At 52.2% G+C, this 22953-nt stretch carries 12 protein-coding genes; 3 read left to right on the top strand and 9 right to left on the bottom strand.

Going from position 1 to position 22953, the window contains the following annotated elements:
• Positions 1-2 precede the first annotated feature (2 nt).
• Positions 3-3077, bottom strand: coding sequence for a T9SS type A sorting domain-containing protein (locus tag KIS77_04615; protein ID MCW5921604.1), 3075 nt, complete (start codon positions 3075-3077; stop codon positions 3-5).
• 249 nt (positions 3078-3326) lie between these two features.
• Here KIS77_04615 and KIS77_04610 point away from each other — a divergent pair, with 249 nt between their 5' ends.
• A complete protein-coding gene (locus tag KIS77_04610; protein ID MCW5921603.1) occupies positions 3327-5633 on the top strand; it encodes a M1 family metallopeptidase in 2307 nt (768 codons plus the stop codon).
• Positions 5634-5798: 165 nt separating this feature from the next.
• On the top strand, positions 5799-6440 hold the full coding sequence (locus KIS77_04605) for a glucosaminidase domain-containing protein (GenBank protein ID MCW5921602.1): 642 nt from the start codon (positions 5799-5801) through the stop codon (positions 6438-6440).
• 37 nt (positions 6441-6477) lie between these two features.
• On the opposite strand, the gene KIS77_04600 is transcribed toward KIS77_04605, so the two are convergent.
• From KIS77_04600 to KIS77_04575, 6 genes are all read right to left on the bottom strand, one after another.
• Entirely contained in the window at positions 6478-7251 is a 774-nt protein-coding gene (locus KIS77_04600; protein ID MCW5921601.1) for a rhomboid family intramembrane serine protease, read from the bottom strand.
• 9 nt (positions 7252-7260) lie between these two features.
• Entirely contained in the window at positions 7261-7917 is a 657-nt protein-coding gene (locus KIS77_04595; GenBank protein ID MCW5921600.1) for a hypothetical protein, read from the bottom strand.
• A gap of 91 nt (positions 7918-8008) precedes the next feature.
• Positions 8009-9751, bottom strand: coding sequence for a PKD domain-containing protein (locus tag KIS77_04590; GenBank protein MCW5921599.1), 1743 nt, complete (start codon positions 9749-9751; stop codon positions 8009-8011).
• Positions 9752-9818: 67 nt separating this feature from the next.
• A complete protein-coding gene (locus KIS77_04585) occupies positions 9819-12821 on the bottom strand; it encodes a T9SS type A sorting domain-containing protein (protein ID MCW5921598.1) in 3003 nt (1000 codons plus the stop codon).
• Between the two features lie 818 nt (positions 12822-13639).
• Complete coding sequence (locus tag KIS77_04580) at positions 13640-14980, bottom strand: choice-of-anchor J domain-containing protein (protein MCW5921597.1); 1341 nt, start codon at positions 14978-14980, stop codon at positions 13640-13642.
• 86 nt (positions 14981-15066) lie between these two features.
• The gene (locus KIS77_04575; protein ID MCW5921596.1) at positions 15067-17898 is read right to left on the bottom strand and encodes a carboxypeptidase regulatory-like domain-containing protein; all 2832 of its coding nucleotides are present in this window, start codon (positions 17896-17898) and stop codon (positions 15067-15069) included.
• A 188-nt stretch (positions 17899-18086) separates the two neighbouring features.
• Here KIS77_04575 and KIS77_04570 point away from each other — a divergent pair, with 188 nt between their 5' ends.
• Positions 18087-19148, top strand: a complete 1062-nt coding sequence (locus tag KIS77_04570; protein ID MCW5921595.1) for an endonuclease/exonuclease/phosphatase family protein — start codon at positions 18087-18089, stop codon at positions 19146-19148.
• Positions 19149-19458: 310 nt separating this feature from the next.
• Here KIS77_04570 and KIS77_04565 read toward each other — a convergent pair whose 3' ends face one another.
• Together KIS77_04565 and KIS77_04560 are read right to left on the bottom strand one after the other, a co-directional pair.
• Complete coding sequence (locus tag KIS77_04565; GenBank protein ID MCW5921594.1) at positions 19459-20010, bottom strand: hypothetical protein; 552 nt, start codon at positions 20008-20010, stop codon at positions 19459-19461.
• A 31-nt stretch (positions 20011-20041) separates the two neighbouring features.
• A complete protein-coding gene (locus KIS77_04560; GenBank protein MCW5921593.1) occupies positions 20042-22717 on the bottom strand; it encodes a valine--tRNA ligase in 2676 nt (891 codons plus the stop codon).
• Positions 22718-22953: the final 236 nt, after the last annotated feature.

The following is a 22953-nucleotide window of genomic DNA, read 5'->3' as shown; positions in this document are numbered from 1 at the left end:
CATTATTCTTTGACAAGTGTTCTTAAAGACACTTCGTCGTTCGAGCGTATCAGCACGATATAGGTGGCTGCTGGCAGGTTCCCAATATAAAGCGACGTCAGCCCATCATTCAACTTATGTGCCTGCACCACCCTTCCCCATTGGTCTCTAATCTCAAGAGTTGCGTTGTGAGGAGTTGCTTTTTGGGCATAAAGCCACTCTTTCGCGGGATTGGGATAAATGCCAAACGCGCCTTCTGTCACTTCATCCGTGTTTATCAGGCATTGTGCTTTAAGTTCTGTGATGTCGGTGCATCCGGTGGCATTTCCACTGACTGTGCCGGAGCCGCCGTTGGCGAGATATTCACAGATGCTTTGCACCGCACATTCAGAAAGCAGGCCGGAATTGAGAATCGTCAAGCCCAAAATAGTGGATGGGCTGATATTGTCCAAGCCTGCCAATGTTGTCAGAGCACCATTTAGTCTTATGGAGACCACCCCATTGATGGTGCTCAAATTGCTTAATCCTGTCAGACTGACCAACTTGGGGTTGTTTTCTATCCACAAGTCGCCGCCAATGCTGTTCAATGCCGAAAATCCATCCAAAGTTTCAAGACTATTTTGGGATTGGATTCTAAGATACCCACCTGTTGAAGTGAGCGAGCTAAAAGCGGTCAAATCAGTCAATTCGGGATTTTGGAACAAGAAAAAACTGCCACCTACCGTACTCAACTTCTCCAATCCTTTCACAGAGGCCACACTATTGTCCTGAAGCCTGAACAATCCGCCTATTGTTTCAAGGGCATTCAGCCCTTCCAAGTCATCCAATGCCTTATTGCCTCTGATGAACAGGTAGCCCCCAATCGTGGTCAGTGCGCTCAAGCCGTTCAAGTTGGAAATGGCATTGTTGGGCGTAGACTCTATGATAAGGTTTCCGTTAATCATGTCGCAGCCGGCATACAAAAGCGCAAAATTGTCAACCTGCTCCTGCGTTTTAAGTTCGACATTGCCCGGCGGGCAAGGATAAGCGTCGCAGGCTGCCTTCACTTCTGCCACACTGTTGCAACCGGGGGCGTTATTAGTAATGATGGCGGGTTTTCCCGCATCAACGTAGTCGCAGATATTTTGCACGACGCAGACACTCAGTTGGCTCATGTTTTCGAGTGTCAGATGGGTGATGCTGTTGTAGTCAATATTCTCTAACGCTTTGAGATCGTCAAGCGAAGCATTTCCCCGCAATATAAGCGTGCCTCCCAGATGCTTCAAGCTATCCAGCCCTGCAAGATTGACCAACGCGCCGCAGTTTTGGATAGTGAGGCCATTGCCGAATGCCTTCAATTTTTCAAAACCCGATAGATGCGTCAGCGCTTGACTAGTAGAAATAGACAATCGCCCTCCCAGATACTTCAGCCTATTGGGCTGGAAGAGTTCTGTTAGCAAGGCGTTGTTCGTAATGCTTATGGTGCCCATGACGGAGTCGAGGCTCGATAAACTATTGCAATTGAGAATTTGTGGGTTGTTTGCGACAACAAATTCGCCACCAATGGAAATCAGAGCGCCCAAGCCAGCAAAGCTGGACAATTGAGTGTTTTGGATTATCCTGAGATTACCAGCAATATGCGTCACGCTGTCAAAACCAGTGAGAGTGCTCAGTTTCGAGTTTTGCATGATAATGACATTGCCCATCAATCTGGATATGCCTTTTAGCGCGCTTAATTCAGTCAGAGCCGAATTTCCTTGCAGGGTTGTGCCGCCTCCTATTGTTTTGAGGGCTTCCAATCCTGCCAGCGTTTCGAGATTGGTGCAATTTAATATGGCGAGATTGCCTCCCATCGAGTCTATGTTGCCCAGTGCGGCGAGGCTCGTGATGTTGGATGATTGAATGGTCAGGTCCCCTTTAATGTTGGAGCAGTTTGGATAGTTGGTGACGAAGTCGTCCAGTTGACCTTGACTCGCAAATGTGAGGTTGTCCGATATTGGGCAGGGCAGCGCGTCACAAGCATTTTTTATGGCGGTTATCGTGGCGCATCCAGAGCTATTTGAGAAAATGCTGGCAGGTTTGTCCTGTTCCAAATAGCTGCAAATGCTTTCAACCGCGCAAAAATCAAGCATATATGATTGTTGTATGATTAAGGAATCAATGGAGACGGGGTCAAGGTTGTTTAGCCCCACCAAACTTGTGAGGCTAAGGTTTTGAGATATTTGCAAAAAGCCACCGATGGATTCGAGTTTGCTCAATCCTTTCAAATGCCTGAGCGCGTTATTGTTTGTGATTTGCAAATAGCCTCCAACAGATTCGAGGGAAGACAATCCATTGAGTGTCGCCAAATTTGAGTTGGCGTTGATTAACAAGTGTCCACCGATAAATTTCAAGTTGCTGAGCGCGTTCAGGTGCGTGATGTTCGTATTGCCTGACAGCTCGACGTTTCCGGGGATGGAGGTCAAATTGTTCAGACCGGACAAACTGTTCAAGGTGTTGTTGTTGTCTATTTGCAAATAGTCTCCGATGCTTTGGAGCGAGCCAAGCGCCTGTATGTTTGCCAAAAACTTGTTGTTGGTCAATTGAAGCCCCCCTCCAATGAAAGCAACGCTACCCATTCCATTAAGCGTGCCGATGCTTGCGTTGCTCAATAGTCGCAAACTGCCTTGAATGTGCGTTAAAGCGCCCAGGCCTGTTAGGTTGAGCAGCGCCGGGTTGTTGTCAATATCAAAGTTGCCACCTACTGATTCAAGGCTGTCTAAGCCTGTGAAATTTGACAATATCTTATTGTCTCGGATTACCAAGCTGCCTTGCACCGATTTGAGGCGGTGAAGGCCGAATAAACTCGACAACGCATTGTTTTCCTGAATCCATAAAAAATCGCCGACGGATGTCAGAGCGTTCAACCCTTGCAAATTGGTGATGGAATTGTCGGGCATTGATTGAATCAAGACATAACCCTCTATCGCTGTGCAGCCCGGGTAGTCATTGGAAAAGTTGTCAATTTGCGATTGAGTCGAAAATGTGATGCCGCTCGCAAGGCAAGATTGCGCGACGATGCGAGCCGACTGGCAGTAGACAACAAAGGATAGGGAAAACAGGAAGGACAGTTTGTGCATGGCTGAATCAAAAAAAGGTGAACGAATAAATTACAGACCTGCACAGTAAGGATTGGATTGGCCGCTCGAGGCGTGCACACGGCAAAAATAACAAACTTTCGATTTCCCCAAAAACTTTATTTTCACCACGCAAAACACACAACACACGCCATGCGCCCTCTTTTATTCTTCTGTTTCCTTTCATTCCCATGCTCGATTTTTTCTCAAAAAATGCTGTGTTCCGGCGAGTGGTGCGCGGCGAGAAAAAACTTGCTCCCCACGTCTTTGTCATTCGCTGCCGACACGCGCAGCGATTCGCTCGACCTTTTGCACACCGAGATAACGCTCAACCTGCTCAACGCTCCCCAAATCAGCGCCCAATGCAACATTCAATGGACGCCCCGCGTGGCCGAAGTCTCGGAGATTCGCTTGGATTTGCAGGGATTCACCATTGACTCGGTGTCCGTGAACGGAAGCCCGGCATCTTTCACGAAAACCGCTGACCTGCTGACAATAGATTGCCCGACACCTGTGGCATCGGGCGACACGGCTTGGCTGAGCATCACTTATCACGGCCAACCAGCAGCCGACGCAAGTGGTTGGGGTGGCTTCTACAACCAAAGCGGCTACACCTTCAACCTCGGAGTGGGCTTTGCCGCCGACCCTCATTCTTTCGGGCGGGCTTGGTTCCCTTGTTTCGACAATTTTGTGGAGCGCAGCACTTTTGAGGTCAGCATCATTTCGCAGGCCAACAGGCCGGGGTTTTCCAACGGCGTATTGGTCGAGGAAGCGCAACAATCGGGACAGGTGCGGCGACGCTGGCGCATCGAGCAGCCTATCCCTTCCTACCTCGCCTGCTTTGCCGCCGGGCCATACACTACATGGAGGCGGGAATACGATGCCATCCCGGTCGAAATAGCAGCCGCCCCCGCCGATACGGGCAAAGTGGCCGCCACTTTCAAAAACCTGCCGGACGCGCTCGCCTGCATGAAACACTGGTTTGGCCCCTACCTGTGGCCCAAAATCGGTTATTCGCTTGTGCCATTCAACTCGGGCGCGATGGAGCATGCCACCAACGTTGCCATCGGGCGTTCGTTCATTGATGGCTCACTGAACTTTGAATCTTTGTGGGTGCACGAGCTGTCGCATCACTGGTGGGGCGATTTGGCGACTTGCTCCACCGCCGAGGATATGTGGCTCAACGAGGGTTGGGCGGTCTATTCAGAACATCTTTTCGCCGAATGGATGTACGGTCAAGACAAATTCCGTGAAGAGGTGCGAACCAATTTTCTCAACGTGCTGGAAAACAGTCACGTCGCGGAAGGAGGCTACCGCGCCGTGTCGGGGGTGCCTCACGCCTTGACGTATGGCCAACACGTCTATAACAAAGGCCCTGTGGTGGCGCACAACCTTCGCGGCTATCTTGGGGATTCTTTGTTTCGGGAAGGCGTTCGCTCGGCCTTGACGCTCACCCAGTTCGCCGATTGGAGCAGTGCCGATTTACGCGACAAAATGAACGCCGCCACTGGCCAAGACCTGACGGATTTCTTTGAAGATTGGGTTTTTAGCGGGGGCTTCCCGCACTTTTCGGTGGACTCTTTTCGCATTGAGGTGCCTGTGATTGATACCTATTTTGTCTGCCGGATATTTGTGAAACAAAAACTGCGCGGTGCCCCGCATTTCCACCAGAACGTGCCGCTTGAGTTCACCTTTGTGGATGAAAACTGGCAGCGCCAAACGCGAGCTGCCACTGTGAGCGGCGAACATTCGGAAGTGGTCTTTCACTTTCCCCTACCCCACCCCGTGCCGAAGTTTGTCTGGATAAATACCGAACAAAAACTACTCTTCGCTCGCGCCGAGAAGGAATTGGTGGTGAAAACGGGCGGCAGCAAAAACTTTGCCCCCGCCAAAATGAATATGAACATCAGCGCCTTGCCCGATTCGGCGCTTATTCGGGTGGAACACCACTATGCCATGCCCGACACCGGCGGCCTCTCGAATCCCAACAATTATGTGCTCAGCAACCGCTATTGGAGCATCGAAGCGGACTTGCCGCAAGGGTTTGTGGGGAGCGCCAGCATTTTTTACGACGGCAGAGGCCAGCTCGACCAGCTGGACACCGAACTCTTCGCCCAGACAAGCCCCAGCGAGGACAGCATCTTGCTCTTGTTTCGTCCAATGGTTGGGATGCCGTGGACAGAGTACCCAACTTACCTGCTCAACAAAATAAATTCTTCTAACGACAAATATGGGTTCATCAGAATTGACAACGTGCAACCCGGGCAGTACACCATCGGGAAAGGCGTTTCCACCGTAGCCACCAAAACCCCCACCCAGAGTTCCGTCCAGTTGAAGGCGTTCCCCAATCCGGCCAGCAACACGATAAGGCTAAAAGCATCGGAATCCTTTGATAAGGTTTTGGTTTTCAATGAAAAAGGCCAAGCTATGCGGGAAACGAGCATAACACCGACAAACGAAACCGAACTCATGGTGACAGGCTATCCGACAGGGCGATATTGGTTCGTTGTGTTCACCAAGCGGGGCGCTGTGTCTTGTTCGGCAGTGATTGTGCCCTGAAAAACCGGGAGCGGAAACCTTGGCTGAGTATCCGGTGGTATTTTGGAATGGTACGGCCTTTGCAATCTCAAAAATACGGCAGGCAAAAAATGATGTAAAAAGCGGTTACGTCGTAGTTTTGTCTCGTCTAATCCCTCGTTTATGTAATCAAATGCACTGCTAATTATGAATCTTCTCACCCACACCCGAATGGCGCTCACGTTGAGCGCAGCAATGCTCACTTTTGTCGCGACATCCAACGCCCAAGATTCTACCCCTCGCACCACCGTGCTGCATGCCAAGAAAGCGGCCTCATCCGGCCTCGATTCGGCTATGGTACGTTCCATTGCCCAAATGATTTCCGATTCCTTCGGTGCCGCTGTGCCGCTCATCGAAGAATTCATCTATGAAGCCAAACAATTGGAAAAGGACGAAAAGGTGCCTGCCACAGCCTTCATCGGCATTGCCATCCTCGAATCCACCGGCTTCACCAGCTACCTTTATCAAAATGCCAAAAACCCCTTCGGGATGCGAGCCACCTCCATCTGGAAAGGCCCGACTTTCATCATGTTTCACGAAGGCAAGGACTCTAAGTTCCGCAAATACGACACGCCCCGCGATGCCGTGCGCGACTTCGCCGTTTTTCTCAATAGCCGAAAGTGGTTCCGAGATGCCTTTGAGTGCGAAGTGCTCGATGTCGAGTGTTTCATCAAAGGCTTGAGTCCCAACTGGAAAAAGAAAGAGCCAGGATATGCCAGCGACCCGGAGTGGCCAAACAAGGTGCGGCGCGTGATTCGTACCTATAAGTTGGAGCAGCTGAAAAACTGACGTGCTCCCTCCGAGAGGAGCGGGGGGCAAATTTTCCTCACCAAGACTGATTCCAAAACGGCGGAATGATGCGGTCGTTTTGTTCCTGTTGTCTTCGTGCAGCCTCTTCCTCTGCCGCGCGTTCACTTTTTGTCTTGTCAAAAACATCGCGAGGCAAAAAGTATTGGCGCTCCACGTTTCTTTCGTCGGCAAAAGGGTCGTGTCGCGTCGCCTCATCGTCTTCAAGCTCTTCCTTGTACCAAAAAGAGGCGAGGATGCCTGCCAAGCTCCCCAGTAAATGGCTTTCCCATGAAATACCTTCTTGGTCGGGCAAAATACCCATGAACATTCCGCTGTAAAGCAACATCACCACCGCTGCCAGAATGATGGAGCGCAGACTGCGCCGAAAAATGCCATTCCAAAAAATGAACGCGACCAATCCATACACCACCCCACTAGCCCCTATATGCGACACCGGACGAGCAAAAACCCAAACGGCCAATCCCGTGAGCAAGTAAATCATCCAAAATGCGCGAATCGCCACTTTTCGATAAAAGTAGAGCGAAATACCCGTCAGCACAAAAAGCGGGAAAGAATTGGAGATGAGATGCCCCCAACTGCCATGCACCAAAGGCCCCGTGAGTATGCCGCGCAATCCCCACAAACGCCGAGACATGATGCCGTATTCGCCGGGGTCGAACCCCACTGCCACTTGATAAAAATGCACAAGCCAGAGCACCGCAATAGCAAATAGCGGGAAGCGCATGCTTTCGTAAAAATGCCTGCGGGTGAGTTCGAGGCTATCGGATTCGCTTTCGAGGATGGATTTCACGCCTTGACACTATGGGCTTGAAAAAGAAAATTGGTGTGTGGGTGATTTTTGCGGGCGGCTTCTGCCGAACTGTAAACTCACACCCGCACCAAAAGTTGCGCCCAATCCATAAGTTGTTTCCATTTTTGGCCGAAAACGCAAGCTCAGGTTTTCGCTCACATCAAAACTGTGCAGGTGCGCGTCCACGTAAGCATCGGTCACCTGCATCAAATATGCCACCCCCAGAAGAATGGAGTTGATTTCCACATAGCGTCGCCATTGGTCGCGGTAGTTTCTCAAACTATTGGCGTCCAGACGATTGTAGGGCGGTTCGGTGGGATTGGTGTCGGGGTCATCGTCCACCAGCCATTTGTAGTTGTCGCGCAGCGCCCGATATTGCCTGATGTTGTCAATCTCGAAATACAGCACGGTTCCCAAGCCGACATACACGATGGGAACCTTCCACCATTTCTTGTTGTAAACCTGACCCGCGCCCGGCAACACGAATGCAAGCAGGGCCGCTCGCCTAGGATTGGGGTAATCCTTAGACCAAAAGCGTTTTACAAACCGCTGTTTGGAAGCGGGGGCCATGCTGTCACGTTGCACCACCATAATAGAGTCAGGAAAAACCAGCAAACTACTATCCGGTTCTTGTGCTTCTGCAAAAGAAACTGACAGCACCAGCATTAAGGCAAATGCAAATTGCTTACGAGACCTCATCGGGCAAAAGTAACGCCGGACGAGGGAAAAACGTTGCTCGATTGGCACAAGTTGATGTTTAATGCAAAAGTATCGGCTTGGAGGCAATCCGCTTACCCTGCTTGTTTATCAACGACACAAAATAAATCCCTTCCGGCAACCCACCCAAATCCGCTCGCCCCTCGCGCGTCGTCGCTTGCAGGCACAGCCGCCCCAAGGCATCGTGCACCTGCACCGTCACCTCCTCGCCCTCCTCCACACCGCCCCACCGCACCTCGCCCGCCGTCGGGTTCGGCCACAGTGTCACTCCCCCTCTTTTGGAGGGGGCTGGGGGGAGGCCAGGGAGGCTTGTTGTTTGCTCCACCCACACGGTTTTGCACTTGGTATCGCTGCCGTATTGGTTGCTCACGGTGAGGCACACCTCGTAGGGGCCTGCGGCGGTATAGGTGTGCGCGGGGTGTTTTTCGGTGCTGTGGTTAGCCGGGCCGCTGCCGGGGTCGCCGAAGTCCCACCACCAGTCGGTAGGCTCGTACCACGACACGGAAGTGAAGTCCACGCCGAGGCCGGGCGTGCGGTCATAGCGCCAGTTGGCTAAGGGATGGTTGTCTATGCCCAGTGAGTCGCAAGGCGAGCCGTCTATGGGGCCGAGGCGGAAGTTGGGGAAGTGGGGGAGGCCGTCAAAAGGGTAGTCTAACTGGAAATAATTTTGCTCGAAGGCGCAAGCCGTTCCTGCCCGTTCGGGGTTTTTCATTCGATGGAGGCACTTTTGGCCGTTGAATGGACTGCAATAAATCATGCCGTCGGGGCCGAGTTCCATGATGCCGATGCTGCCGCTCAGAGGGCAGAGCGGCGGGTCAGCCTCTGCAACCAGCACCATGCTCCCAGCGATGTCTGAAGCCCAAGCGTCGAACTGCAAGAGCCTTTGCGCTTCTGCTGTGTAGATGTAGCGGCTGTCGGCAGACCAAGCCAGGCCTGCCAAAATTTCAATGTCGGCTTCGTCTTGGATAGGAATATGCACAGGGTTGGAGAGCGTGCCCGTGCAGCGGTCGAAGTCGAAGATGCGCAAATCGTCGCGGGTATCGAAGCGCGCTACCTTGCAGCCATCCGGAGAGAAGACCATTTCACCGCCGTACACCACACCCACATCTACAGGGCCGATTTCCTGATATTTGGTTTCCACGCCGTCGGGAGTCAGCAGCAACAGGTAGTAGCGATTGCTGTATATTTTGGCCGCTATGATCCACCAGTCACGCCCGTTGGCATGGCGCACCGCATGTATGCCATGCCGGTGGATCGTGTCTGTCGCCACTATCTGATTTTTGAAAAGTGTAGTCCCGTTGCCATTGTTCGCTGACATATCTACCACTGTGTGCAATACATTTTTCACAAAAGATGGAGCCACCAACGGTATATGAAAAAAATGAAACAGGTCAGGATTGCCGGGGTCGGGCAACAGCACTATGCTTTGGGAAAGCCCATATCCATAATTGTCAGAGCAAAAAAGGTTGTATAAAAAGCCAGGGTTCATTCCTTCGCTATTTTCTACCTCTATCCCATCGGCGGTCTCCACATAACACCCGTTGCTGTAGAGCAGCAGGTTGCCCAAAGAATCGCAGATAGAGGCATTGGAATTGAAAAGCCCCATTGGTCTTTTAGGGTATGAAATCTGTAGCGAATCGTCAAAACGGAGGTGTACGCCTTCTGCCAATGCGTCGGTGGGGTCGTAATTGTAGCCAAGCACCCATACATTGTCCTGCCGTTGGGAGTGCGCGGTTGATAAAACAGCCGAAACTATGAGTATCGGCAAAAAAAACAACTTCATGTCAGTGGAAGGATGAAAGCAGCCTGCACAGTATCCGGGTCTGCACAGGCTGCTTTGTGTGAGAGAATTAGTGTTTGATAAACAGCACTTTTTGCGAAATCAGCAACGTTTTGTCTTGGGCATTGAGCAATTGCACCTGATAAAGACCTTCTGGCAACTGGCCGATTTGAGCCGATGAACCAACAATGACCTGCTCCATTTGCAACTGTCCCATCGCATTAAAAATTCGCAGAACGACTGGCTGGCCAGCAATGCCACTCCACGCTATCTGACCTGTCGTTGGATTCGGATAAAGCACAACAACTTCACTTTCAGACGATTTGCTCGGCTTGTTTGGGCGTTGCCCGCGCTCTGTATCCGCACACACCTCGGCATCGTCGAAATCATCCCCGGTGAGATAGGTCACAAAGGCCCGCGCTTCGTAAACTGCGTCGCCGCCTTCTAATGGGCATTGCTCAGCGATGCCAGCCAGTGTGGCAAGGTGGCCCGAGGCAAGCGAATCGGCCAGCAAAAGTTTCAGGACGATAAAGTTCAAGGTTTTGTGGTTCGCATCGGGCGTCAGGCTGGTGCTGGCGGCGGCGTTGAGCGAGAGCAGGGTCTGGATTTTTGTCTGGCGGGTTTGCGCCAAACTATCCAGATATGCTTCGTATTCGTCTTGCGCGTCCGCACTTTCTTCCACCGCATTCTCGTATTGGGTTTGATTGACCGATGCGCCAGCTTGCAGTAGGCTGTCCAACTCGCGCAGCCCGTCTATCCGGTGTTGCCAGAGGACGCGGCGGCTTTCCAAGATGGAGTCCTCCGTTGCGCTCAAAGCAAACAGTTTGGCCTTTTCCTCAGCAATGTAAGCCAATTTGCCGCTCGAGAGGTTTTCATGGTCGTCCATAAAGTCGGCATAATCCGTTGCATAACTTTCGATGGCCGGTTGGCGCAATATTTTGCGGTAGAGGCGGTATTTGCCCTTCCAAGTCATTTCGTTCTCGAACACATCGGGGGAGAATGCGTCGGTGGCGATGGCGTTGTCCATACTCGTCGGCACACTGCCCTCCGTCACCCGGGGTGGGGCTTCCGAATTGGGGAAATCGCAGGAATTGCAATTGGTGAAGGTTGTGCCAAGTTCATCAGTAAACCATCCTGACGAAGGTGAAACAGGCGGATTCAGTGAAGGGTTAGCAGTGCCATTGACAAAAAATCGAGAAGCGGTCGGGTCTCCATAGTTTACCCCCCCGAAGCAACCCGGTTCGATGGCATCAAGGTCCCAGATATTGCCAGTATGGTATTGCCAGCCGATGGAAGCGCCTCCGACGGCACCCGTGCCGAGCTGCAGACCCACGCAGTGGTTGTTCAGTCTGTTGCCGCGCACCGCATCGGTGAAGTCCGCCATGTCGTAGAACTGCATCCCCACGTTGGTGTTGTCCACGCAATTGCACTGGAAAGTGTTGTTCCATCCCGCGCTGCTCTCTATGCCCGTAGCCAGCCCAAGCCCAGTCGAACTCGACTGATTGACCATGTTGTCGGCGATGTTGCCATACAAAGCACCTTCCACTTTAATGCCCGTGTAAAGGCTCGGCAATGCATTGTTAGTGACCGCGTTGCCCAGCAATCTGCCTGCCACTCCATTGCGATATAGGATGCCGCGCCCACCTGCCGACAAGGCAATAGGATTTCGAACAACCGTCCATCCGGTAAAATCCAAGCCAAATGCCCCTTCTTCCATCTCGATGCCGGTAAAGGGCTTCACTGCGTCACTTGTGCCAGTGATGTTTATGGTATTGTCCCGAATCGCGCTAATGGGATGCACCGGCTCATTCAAGAACGAGCGAATGCCATACCGCCGCGCCGTGATGGTGTTGCCGTCGAGCACCACATCCTTGGTTTGGCATTGCGCCACGTCAATGCCCACGTCCACGCTGGTCATGGTCGTGTTCTCGATGTTGAGCGCGTGCTTGAAGGCATAGATGCCGGTTTTGCAATCGTCGAAGGTCATCGTTGTCCAGAACTCGTTGAGGTTGAAAAACAGCGGGCGGGTGGTCCTGCCCGACAGGTGGATGCCAAAGCCCTCCAACCCGTAAACGCTGGCGTTGCCATTCATGTCGGTGAAACTCATGTTGCCGAGGTTGCCGCTGGAGTTCCACGACAGGATGCCGTTGGCCAGCCGCTTGAAATCGTTGCCGCCCCAGAGGTTGAAGTCGCGGTAGTTGCTGACCGATATGCCGCACAGCCCCCGAAACGCCACCGCCTCCGGCATGCCCGCGAAAGGCGCCTTCAGGCCGTTGTCGGTGGAAAACGAGTTGCCGCCAAAAGCGTTGATGAGCACGCGGTTGGGCGTGCCCTCCATGTGTAACCGCGCGCCGATGTAGTTGTCGGCGAAGGCGGTGTTCGTCACGGAAATGGTGGAACCTTGCTGCGCATCAATGCCAAAACGCGAGTCGGACACCGTGCAACCGTCCATGACGAGCGTGGCGCCCGGCTCCACGACGATGCCTTGGCCGAGCTCTGTGCCACAGGAGAAGATGTTCATGTTTTGCAGCGTGAGCGTGTTGCCACTTCTTACAGTAACCTTCGCGCCCGGAAACAGCGCGATGCTGCTTGGCAACGACGGACTGATAAAACAGTGATCCTGGTCAATATCCAACTCATCATCAATCAACACATTGTCCGTCGTACCCGCACCGCAGGGCAAAATCCACTCGCTCAGCAACATCACCGCTACCGAATTGGTTGGCAATATGGTAAGGTCGGTGTACGCCGCGCAAAACAAGGGGGGATTGAACGTTGCCAGCAAAGAGGGGTCGCAAATCGGGTCGGTTAAAGTGTAAGTTATCCGCTTAAACTCGAAATTGTCCCACCTCTGAAGTCTTTTCATGTGGAAAAGCAAGCTTGCGCCTGACACGACTGGGTCTGTTACTGGCGCGGTATAAGTTCCCGACACAACAATGTTGTCGAATATATCTGTGGTGATTATCAAATCTGTCAAAGCAGGAGTTGTACCCAGAAAATCGAAAAAGAGCGGGTCAAAGGTTATGTTTACCGTGTAGTCGTGGGCGGATTCGTAGGAATGTTGAAAAGTCAAGTTTGCCGCAAACGACAAGTCGCATATTCCAAATTGTACGGGAAAACCCAAACTTGGCTCATAGTTGAGTTCAATATTTAGGGCCGGGTCACAGCTAACTTGGGCGAACGACTTGATTGACATTGGCAAGAGCAAAAAAAACATTAAATACTTAGCGATAACGACTTTCCAAAACGTTATAGCTTTAAGTGTTGCGTGTTGCGTGTTGCGTGTTGCGTGTTGCGTGTTGCGTGTTGGGCATCTCATGCCCAACATCGGCGGGGGAAAAGGATTTTTTCATCGGTGGAAAAAATGTTTTGATAACTAAATTGGGTGAATGCGCGCCAGCGGCAGCAGCTTCTCGAATCCCGGACACTCTCAAAGGCGACAACCGGCTAAACCTCGCATGAGAAAACAAGGCGATTATACCTCGCGCTGCTAGGTTTTGTGCATGGTCTAAACCGAAAATACGTTTACTAAACTTTCAAAGTTTAGTAAACGTCTAAAACCTGACGGCGCGAGGTATAAAAAAGAACTGGCACTAAGGTAGCCCCTCTGCCTACATACCCAAAACCACTTTTTTGCAATAGTCAGGCTTGTGGCGGCGGCGGCGCGTCGGGAAAGCGGTCGCCTTCGCCGGGCAACGGCGTGAAACAAGCCTAATGCGGCAGGCCCGGCACCGGATAAGTCAGGTTTCCAAGCCGAAAAATAGGGGAGATTAAGTTTTTGTGAAGTCGGGGAAATACCTGTGCGGTGCTTAAGAACATAAAAACGGTCATCCACAGCAATCAGCTGTTGGACGACCGTTTTTCGCCAGAGGCTTTGCATCAAAAGTATTCCTACTGCACCTTCACGTCGTCGAACCGACAAGTCGTGGTGTTGGTTGTTCCGTCGCCGACATACTTGAAGCCTATGTAACCTTTGCCATTGTACTGGGGCAGCGGGATGTTGCCCGATGGGACAAAATCGGAATATCCGCTGGCATTGACAGGCGGTTTGGTATAGTTGAGTTGCGTCCAAGTGGCCGTGGCGGGATTTTGGCCATTGAAGTCGGATGACACCCATACAGAGAGGCCGTCGTGGCGCCAGAATCCGGCGGAGGACTCAAAACTGAGCGTTTTTTGCGTCCGAAGGTCGAGCGGTGGCGAGATGAGCCACGTTTCCATAGCTGGCAAATTCGATTGGAATGCGGTGGCAGAGGCAAACTTGTCGCCAGAGAAAGTCGCGCCGCGCCAAATACGGTTGCCTTGCACGGCCACATTAACCCAGCCGGGCAAGTCAATGTCCTGATTGTTGGTGGTAGCATCGAATTTTTCATTCAGACTGGAAAGGCCGGGGCCGTTGGGGTCTATCGCGCCGCAGCGCAGGCTGTCCATTTTCACGCCGTTCTGGTCGCGCAGGTATAGTTGATAGGTGTTGTTGAAAACACCCAACACGCCTTCCACCGTACCTTTTCCGCCGGGTGTTTTGACGTTGGCGAAGTCCGAATAACCGCTCGTGCGGATGATGAGCTGTTTGCCAGAGCAATCTTGCAGGGTGCGGTTGAGGCTAAATTTGGTCACGGCATCCGCATACGTTTTACCCGTGTCTGCTTTGATGAACTCCACATCGGTCAATTTGATGAAGGTGCTCAAATGGCTGGCGTTGATGTTGGCGATGGAAATTTCGCGCGGCGCGACAGGTGTGGCGTTGTATGCCCCTTTCACCAGTTTGGTGCGCACTTGCGTTTCCGTCAGGCCGACTCCCTTTAGTTCGCCGCCTTCTTCCACCGTGCCGCCAGTGAGTTGCGTCAGCCCCGCATAATCGGTGAGCAGCAAGTCTTTGCACCTAATATAGATGGTGCGGCCAATGGGCAGGGTCTGGTACAAGAAACCGTCGTTGAACTTGATTTCCAAGCCGCCCGAAGCATCTTGGATGACCAATGTTTTGTAATAGTTGCCAGAGCGGTCATCCATCACTACTTCGCCGCCTATGATGTAGTCATCCGTGATGCGGTCGTAGCCGCCCGGTGTGGTGTGCAGCGCCTTCAACTCGGCGATGGTGATATTGGGGTCGAGGGTGTTCGGTTCTCCCCCTGCTGGCGGTTCGTCGAATTCGGTTTTTACGCAAGCCACCAAACCGGAGAGCAAAAGCAGCGTCAAGGCTGCGAAGCGGTGATTTTTATTTTTTGAAAAAAACATGATGTTCGTGTTTTTTAATTTGAAATGACGGAATAGAGGTTTGAGGGGTTACCCTGCCAAGCGCAGCGGGCGGGGTTTGAGGGTTGTTATATTCGGAGGGCGAGCATGACAAAGTAGTTGCGCCCAAAAGCGTAGAGCAATTCGGAGGTGTAGAAACGCGGGTCGCGCACATCGTTGCGAAAAGCATTGCGATAAACTTCGCGGCCCGAAATTACGATGTCCTGATTGTCCAAGATATTGCTCACGCCTACATTGAGGTAGAGGAACATATTGCGACGAACGCGCCATGATTTTCCGCCAAAAAAGTCGAGGGTGTATTGCGCGGGTGCTTTTTGTTGCTCGATGATGGTGTTCCAAATTGGCTCGTTGGGGGTCAGACCACTCACAAAGCGCGAGGTGCGGCGCACTCGGTCAAACTCATACCAGAAATTGTCGGCGTAGTTCAGATTGAGCGAGGCAAACCAGAAACGGCGCGACTCGTACTTCACGCCGACGGTGGCAGCGGTTTGTGGGGTGCGCGGCACATAGAAGTTCTCTTGATAAACCACTCCCCCATCAAGGACTTGCTTAGCGCCTGCGTCGAGCGAGAGCAGGAGCTTGGGGCGGGAGGTGTAGATATATTGGCCCAACGAGGCAGCTCCCGTAAATACCCAGCTGGTGAATGGCCGCGCCTCAATGGCCAACTCCAATCCAGCGTGGCGGCGGTCAACTCCTTGCAGCACCACCGAGCCGAAAAAGTTGGGTTGCTCTAAAAAAGCATCGCTGCCCCCTGCTTCCAACACACTGCCCAAATCGAGCTCGTCAATGACGCGGTTGACCGACCAGACGCTGGCGAAGATATTTTCCGTCTCATTGTTGAAATGAGTGAGATAACCCGTCACGCGTGCCTTGTACTTGGGCGAGCGCAGTATGTAGCCCCCTTCAAGGCTCTGTATTTCGGAAACTTCCAGATTGGGCACCACCAAATCGCGGGTGCGCGGCGCGATGAACGCATTGCGGAACAACGGCGCGCGGGTGCCGTAATAGCCATTGGCGTAGAGATAGTGCCGCCCCGTCACTTTCCATGTGACACCGCCTTTGGCGGAATAGGTCGTGAATGAAAGTTTCTCCGAATCGCCCAAAGAGTTGTCAGGGAATCGCCCGTTTTGCATATATCCTGTGCGCTGAAGGGTGGTCTGTCCTGCTTCGCCGCCCACAAAAAACTGGAAATGGGGCAACGAATACTGCATTTGCGCCCAGCCGTTGGCGCGTCGGATATGCTCGTCGTAGTCCCAGCCAAACACCTCTCCCTCGCGCACCACGTTGTTTTTCACCTGCAAGTCGCTGTTGCGCCCGTCGGGATTGTTGGGGCTGTCGAAATTGCTAAAAAAGTCATAGTCCGTCCAGAAGTCCCCTCCGAGCAAGTCGTCGAGCAGTTTGTAGTTTTTGCCTTTGTACCATTGATATTGAACCCCTCCATTCAGGTTAAGACGTGGGTTGAAGGTGTGGTTGACAAATATATTGGTGCCGAGTTCGGTATTGTCCGAACGCTGGTTTTCAATGACATAAATGGATTGTTTGCCGCTGACCGTGTTGCCTACGATGCCGTCAGCATCTTGCACGGTGACAGGGTTGTTCAGGTTGGACTCGTACAATTCGGCCCAGTTCACTTGGCGCAATGCTTTGTCGTTGGCCAAGAGGTTGGCCCATGCGGCGGCTTGTTCGCTATCGAGCAAGCTGCTTGGCAAGCGGCGGTTGAAGTCGGGAGCGGGGTTTTGGCCGTTGATGAAATTGATGCGCGTGAAGTCGTTTCTGCCGCGCTGCCCATAAGTGGAGACCATTAGGTTGGTGTTCGGGGAGGGTGTCCAATCGTAGCGCAGCACTGCTGTGGGGGTGTGATTGAAAGTCGTGGAGGAATTGCGTTTTTCGCCATTCCAATAGCCCCAGAGCGGGTTGTAGTAATTCGAGCCTGATATGTCGAACATTTCCTGAAAAGAGTCGGCGGCGCGACCTCGTCGGGTGGGTGCGCCGAACACGGTCAGGTTCAGGTTGTGTCGCTGGTTGAATTTTTTGTCAACCGCCAAAAAGTAGGAATAGCCGTCAAAGTGTGTGCCTTCCACATAGCCTTCTTGAGCCCACCGCTTGCTGCCTGACAAGGATACCGCCCAACCACCCGGCATAAGGCCAGTGTTGGCAGTCAGCATCACGCGATTGCGATAGATGCGGTTGCTTGCGGAATAGGAGGCGCGTATCTGTTTGCGCTGGATGCTGGCGCGGGTGTCAATGAAGGTGGCGCCTCCCACGCCGCCAAAAGCGAACTCGGAAGGCTCGAGGCCGACAGCGGTATTGCGGATGCGCAGCACATCATTGAGGCCGCCAAATTCGCCAAACGGGGTGAAGCCCGTTTCCAAATCATTGAAGGGCACGCCGTTCATGAATGTCTGGAAATGCCCTCCATCGTAACCGCGCTCGCGGAAACGAAAAGTGCTCCAGCCAAAACCAGAGACCGTTTGGAAAACATCGCGTGTTGCCACCAGCAGGTTGGCGATTTCGCCGATGCTTTCAGACACCGCCTCGGCTTCCTCAAGGGTGATGGTGGGGATGTCGGTGGGCTGGATTTCCACGTTAGGGATGCGGCGCATCGCTATGCGCAAGGCGGACTCGGCGGTTGCTTTGTCGTTGATTGCCAAGGTGTAAGGCTCGTAGCCTGTGTGAGTGACGCTGAGCGTGCAGACGGGGCAGGCGGCTCCGCGAAGCCAAAACTTGCCGTCTTGCCCAGTAGCGGCTACTTGCCCCGTGCCAGTCACAACAATGGCCGCATCTGGCAATGGGCGCCCAGTCTCGGTATCTGTTACCCTGCCGCGCAGGGTGATCGTTTGGGCATGAAGCGCCTCTCCCGCAAGCAGGAACAGGCAGACAAAAAGGATTTTTTGAAACATTAAAAGGTGGTATGTTAAAAATTTGGTTGCAGCAATCGGTGCGGGTGAGCAGTCACAGGGTTTTGAATAAGCGCCCAAAGGTAGATAAGGGGTTTTCAAAGGCGATGCATATTTCATTAAATAATTGCTAAGTGCGCCATTTTTGCTCATAGATTGCTGTTCCTTTGCCGGGAAAAAATTGATAGATTATGAAATTCTCGTTTCCCGCGTTTCTGTTGCTGCTCCTGTTGTTTGCCCCACATCAAATTTTTTCCCAAAAAGACATCAAGCCCGAAGAATATAAAGTAGCGGCGATTGGTTTTTACAACCTCGAAAACCTTTTCGACACCATAGACTCTCCCACCACCAACGATGCCGATTTTTTGCCGGGCGGGCGGCTTGCTTGGAACACGGAAAAGTATGTGTCCAAACAAAAAAACATGGCAAAGGTGATTAGCCAATTGGCTACCGAACTCACCCCCGATGGCGTTGCGCTGCTGGGCGTAGCGGAAATAGAGAACAGAAAAGTGCTTGAAGATTTGGTAGCGCAGACCGACCTCAAAGACCGCAACTATCAAATCGTGCACTTTGACTCGCCCGACGAGCGTGGTATTGACTGTGGCATTCTTTATCAGCCAAAGTACTTCACGCTCGCTGGCGCGAAAGCATATCCTGTTTCGCTCAAAGACCCCAAAACCGACAAAGAGGATTTCACACGCGATATTGTGTACGCTGCCGGCACCTTCGACGGAGACCTTGTCCATATCATGGTCGGGCACTGGCCTTCCCGCCGGGGGGGAGAGTCCGCTTCCGCATGGGCGCGCAAAGCCGCGGCGGGCGTGTGTCGGCACATCACCGACAGTCTGCTGGCCATAGATGCCGATGCCAAAATCATCATCATGGGCGACCTGAACGACGACCCAACCAACAAAAGTGTGACGGAGGTGCTAAAAGCAAAAGGCTCCACCGAGAAGATGAAAGAGGGTGATTTGTACAACACGATGTACGACCACTTCAAAAACGGAAACGGCACCTTGGCCTACCGCGATTCATGGAATCTGTTTGACCAAATGATTGTTTCTCAAGGACTTGTTTCAAAAAAGGTGGGAGGCTGGCAACTTTATAAGTCTGTGGTTTTTCGCAAACCCTGGCTCTTGCAGACCGAGGGGGCATTTCGCGGCTACCCGTTCCGCACTTTTGTCGGTGATATCTTTATCAATGGATACAGCGACCACCTTCCTGTTTATTTGTTTCTGCTGAAAAAGAAGTAGGGGACTGCCTCATTTTGACAGAGAAGGTTTTTTGACAAGATTGACATGATTTATAGGAGAAACAAAGGGCTTTGTTGGAAAAGCCTGTAAATCGAGAGTGTTCAGAAAACTGTGTCATCCCAAGGGAGACGATAATAAAACACAGAGGCAAGAAGGGCACAGGGTTGTTTTGGTTTTCAATAATTTACATTCCTTTAAGCGCGGCGTGTATTGCGTAAAAAGAAAACATCCGGTATGGTTTGACACGCTTTTCTGAACCCTCTCTGTAAATCTTGTCAATCCTGTCGAAAAAAACAAAGAGACAGTCTTCTCATCGGCGATATACCCGCACTCGAAAGGTGCCATTTTCGATTTCGGCCATTGTGCCTGCTCCGCTCAACAAGACTCCCGAAAATGTGCCGATAATGGTGTCGTTTCTGAATGCCGTCACCTCGACGCTCAAATCGCTGCTGACGGAGTTGGTCACGCCAGTGTAGTTCATCGTGTCACGAGTGTCGAACTCTACCCCACCCCATCCGAAGTCTTTGAGTTGCACTGCCGCGAAGGTTGGCTTGTAGGGGTATTCTTCCATTTCTTCGTCGAAGTCAAAACCCAACGCCAGTCCGATAGTGGGATGTGTGGGATGGTCTTGGCGAATGATTTCGACATATTGTCTTTCCACGTCGTACCAATTGCTCAATGAGTCCAACTTTTTGTTACTGAAATTGCCACGCGAGAAGTCTCGTGGCATATAGTTTCCCTTGCCCTTGCGCATGGGGTGCAGCAACAGCATTTCCCGCTCCTTGAATCGGAAGTATATGCCTTTTGGAGGTTCTGCCGCCCAAAAGAGGAGGATAACAAGTAGAATGAGATAATTGGACAATGCGCCAATGTGATAGTTGCCAAAAAGGAAGTTACAACTTGGCAAGGCTTTCCTTCAAAATAGCGATGCGGGCGAGGCCATCGGCGAGTTTTTTTCGCTCGTTATCCACTACCTGTGGGGGCGCGCTGCTCACGAATCGTTCGTTTGAAAGTTTTGCCTGCACTGACTGTACGAATTTTTCTTGGTGTTCCAGTTCGCCAGCGAGTTTTTTCCGTTCTGCTTCCACGTCAATCTTTTTTTCCAACTCGACGTAGTATTTCTCTGTGCCTGAAATGAACGATTGGGCATTGGTCGGCTCTGTCGTCACAAGGCTGAGTTCCTTCAATACTGCCAGTTTCATCACCATTTCTCGCAAGCCCTCTTGCGCAAAGAGTGCCTGCGCGGTGTCGCTCTGCTGCACGAAAACCGTCAATGGTTCGCGTGGCTTGAGTTGATGTTGATTGCGAACGTCGCGGATTTTTCCGATTGCGTCCTTGGCAGTTTCCATCTGCTGTATCAGCGAATGAGCGGCCGGGGCGGCTTGTGGATAATGCTGCCTCATGCAATCATCGCCTTCCTTGCGGTCCCGAAGTTGGTGCCACAACTCTTCCGTGATGAAGGGCATGAAAGGGTGCAAAGCCACCATCATTTCGGAAAATATGTCGAGCGTGGCTTCGTAGGTGGCGCGGTCAATTTGACCCTCGAAGGGGGGTTTTATCATTTCGAGGTACCATGAGCAGAAATCGTCCCATATAAACCCATAAAGGGTGAGCAGCGCCTCGCTGAGCCGGAACTGCTGAAAGTTGCTTTCCACATCGGCCAAGGCCGCCTTGAACTTCTCGCGGAGCCAGTGTGCGGCGAGTTTGTTTTTTCGCCCGGTATCCTCATTTTCGGGGGTTTCGGCGACCTTCCACCCCTTCACAAGCCGCAGGGCGTTCCACAGTTTGTTGCAGAAGTTGCGGCCATTTTCGCACAGTTTTTCATCGAACAAAATATCTCCGCCCGCCGCTGCGCTCGACATGAGGCCATAGCGAACGCCATCGGCGCCGAAGTCTTCCAACAATTTCATGGCATCGGGCGAGTTGCCAAGTGACTTGGACATTTTGCGGCGCAACTTGTCGCGCACCATGCCAGTGAAATAGACCGACTGAAATGGCTTTTTCCCTTTGAACTCATAGCCCGCCATAATCATGCGCGCTACCCAGAAAAAAATGATGTCCCACCCGGTCACGAGGACGCTCGTGGGGTAATAGTAACTGATTTCGCCGTCTGGTTTGTCAAAACCGTCGAAGACAGAGATGGGCCAAAGCCACGAGGAGGCCCAAGTGTCGAGCACGTCCTCGTCTTGCCGTAAGTCGCTCATTTGCAACTGCGGGTTGGCAGTTTGACTTCTGGCGATTTCCAAAGCCTGCTCGGCGGTTTCGGCCACAAACACCTGTGTTTCTTTGCTTAGCGCCTCTGATTTCAGGTACCAAGCCGGGATGCGTTGGCCCCACCACAGTTGGCGCGATATGCACCAATCTCGCAAGTTTTCCATCCAGTTGCGATAGAGGTTTTGAAAACTCGAGGGGTAAAACTTGATTTCCTCATCCACCACCGCTTTCAGCGCAGGTTCTCCCAGCGAGCTCATTTTCACAAACCATTGGAGCGATAGTTTTGGCTCCACTACCGCGTTGGTTCGCTCCGAGCGGCCAATGTTGGTGCGGTAATCTTCTATTTTGACCAAGTGGCCGCTTTCTTCCAACGCGGGTTTCATGTGCTTGCGAGCCTCAAAGCGGTCAAGCCCGACAATGGGCGTGTATGCGCACAGCTCATTGATTTTCCCATCGTCGGCGATGGTGTCAATCACTTCGAGTTGGTGACGTTGTCCCACTTCGTAGTCGTTAGGGTCGTGGGCGGGCGTGATTTTCAAGGCGCCCGTGCCGAACTCTATGTCCACATAATCGTCGGCAATGACGGGTATGGCTCGGTTGATGAGCGGTATCAGCACTTTTTTGCCGACAAGGGTTCGGTAGCGAGGGTCTTTCGGGTTGACGGCAATCGCCACATCCGCGAAAATAGTTTCAGGCCGTTGAGTGGCGATCGTAATTCCTTCGCTATCAGAGCCTTCGAGCAGATATTTGATGTGGAAAAGTTGGGCGTTCTCCTCGTTGTAGAGCACCTCTTCGTTGGACAAAACTGTTTTTGCCTCAGGGTCCCAGTTCACCATGCGCAATCCTCGATACAATTTCCCTTTTTGGTAAAGGTCAATAAACACTCGAATCACGTCGCGGTAATAATTCGCATCCATCGTGAAAGCTGTGCGCTCCCAATCGCAGGAAGCCCCCAGTGTGCGCAACTGGTTGAGAATGATGCCCCCGTATTTTTCTTTCCATTGGTAAGCATATTCCATGAATTGTTCCCGCGTGATGTCTGCTTTGCGGAGTTTTTTCTCGTCGCGCAACCAACGCACCACCTTCGCTTCGGTGGCGATGCTGGCATGGTCGGTGCCGGGCACCCAGCAGGCGTTTTTGCCGTCGAGCCGGGCTTTGCGAATAAGTATGTCCTGAATCGTATTGTTGAGCATATGCCCCATGTGGAGCACGCCCGTCACGTTGGGAGGCGGGATGACGACGGTGAAAGGCTCGCGTTCGTCGGGCAGCGAGCGGAAGTAGCCTCTGCGCTCCCAGTGGGAATACCACCGTGTTTCAATATCGGCGGGGTTGTAGCGGGTAGAAATATCAGTCATTATTTGTGCGCAAAAAAAGTTCGGTATTGAGCGGGTGCAAAGGTATGCCTTGATTCGCCAAGATTTATCGGATGCCGATGAATGATGTCTTTGGTTTTGAATGAGCCAGAACCTCAACTATGCCGAAAACTTGGCGAAGCGAAGTATAAAACGGGGGTTGGCAAATCACAGATTTGGGCTAAAACATGCCGGAACAAATTATTTTTCCGATAATCGCCGTTTATTTCAGTCAGCCA

Source organism: Saprospiraceae bacterium (genome assembly GCA_026129545.1).
Taxonomy (GTDB): Bacteria; Bacteroidota; Bacteroidia; order Chitinophagales; family Saprospiraceae; genus M3007.
Note: the sequence above shows the minus strand (reverse complement) of the source record. Positions and strands in the feature narration are given on the sequence as shown.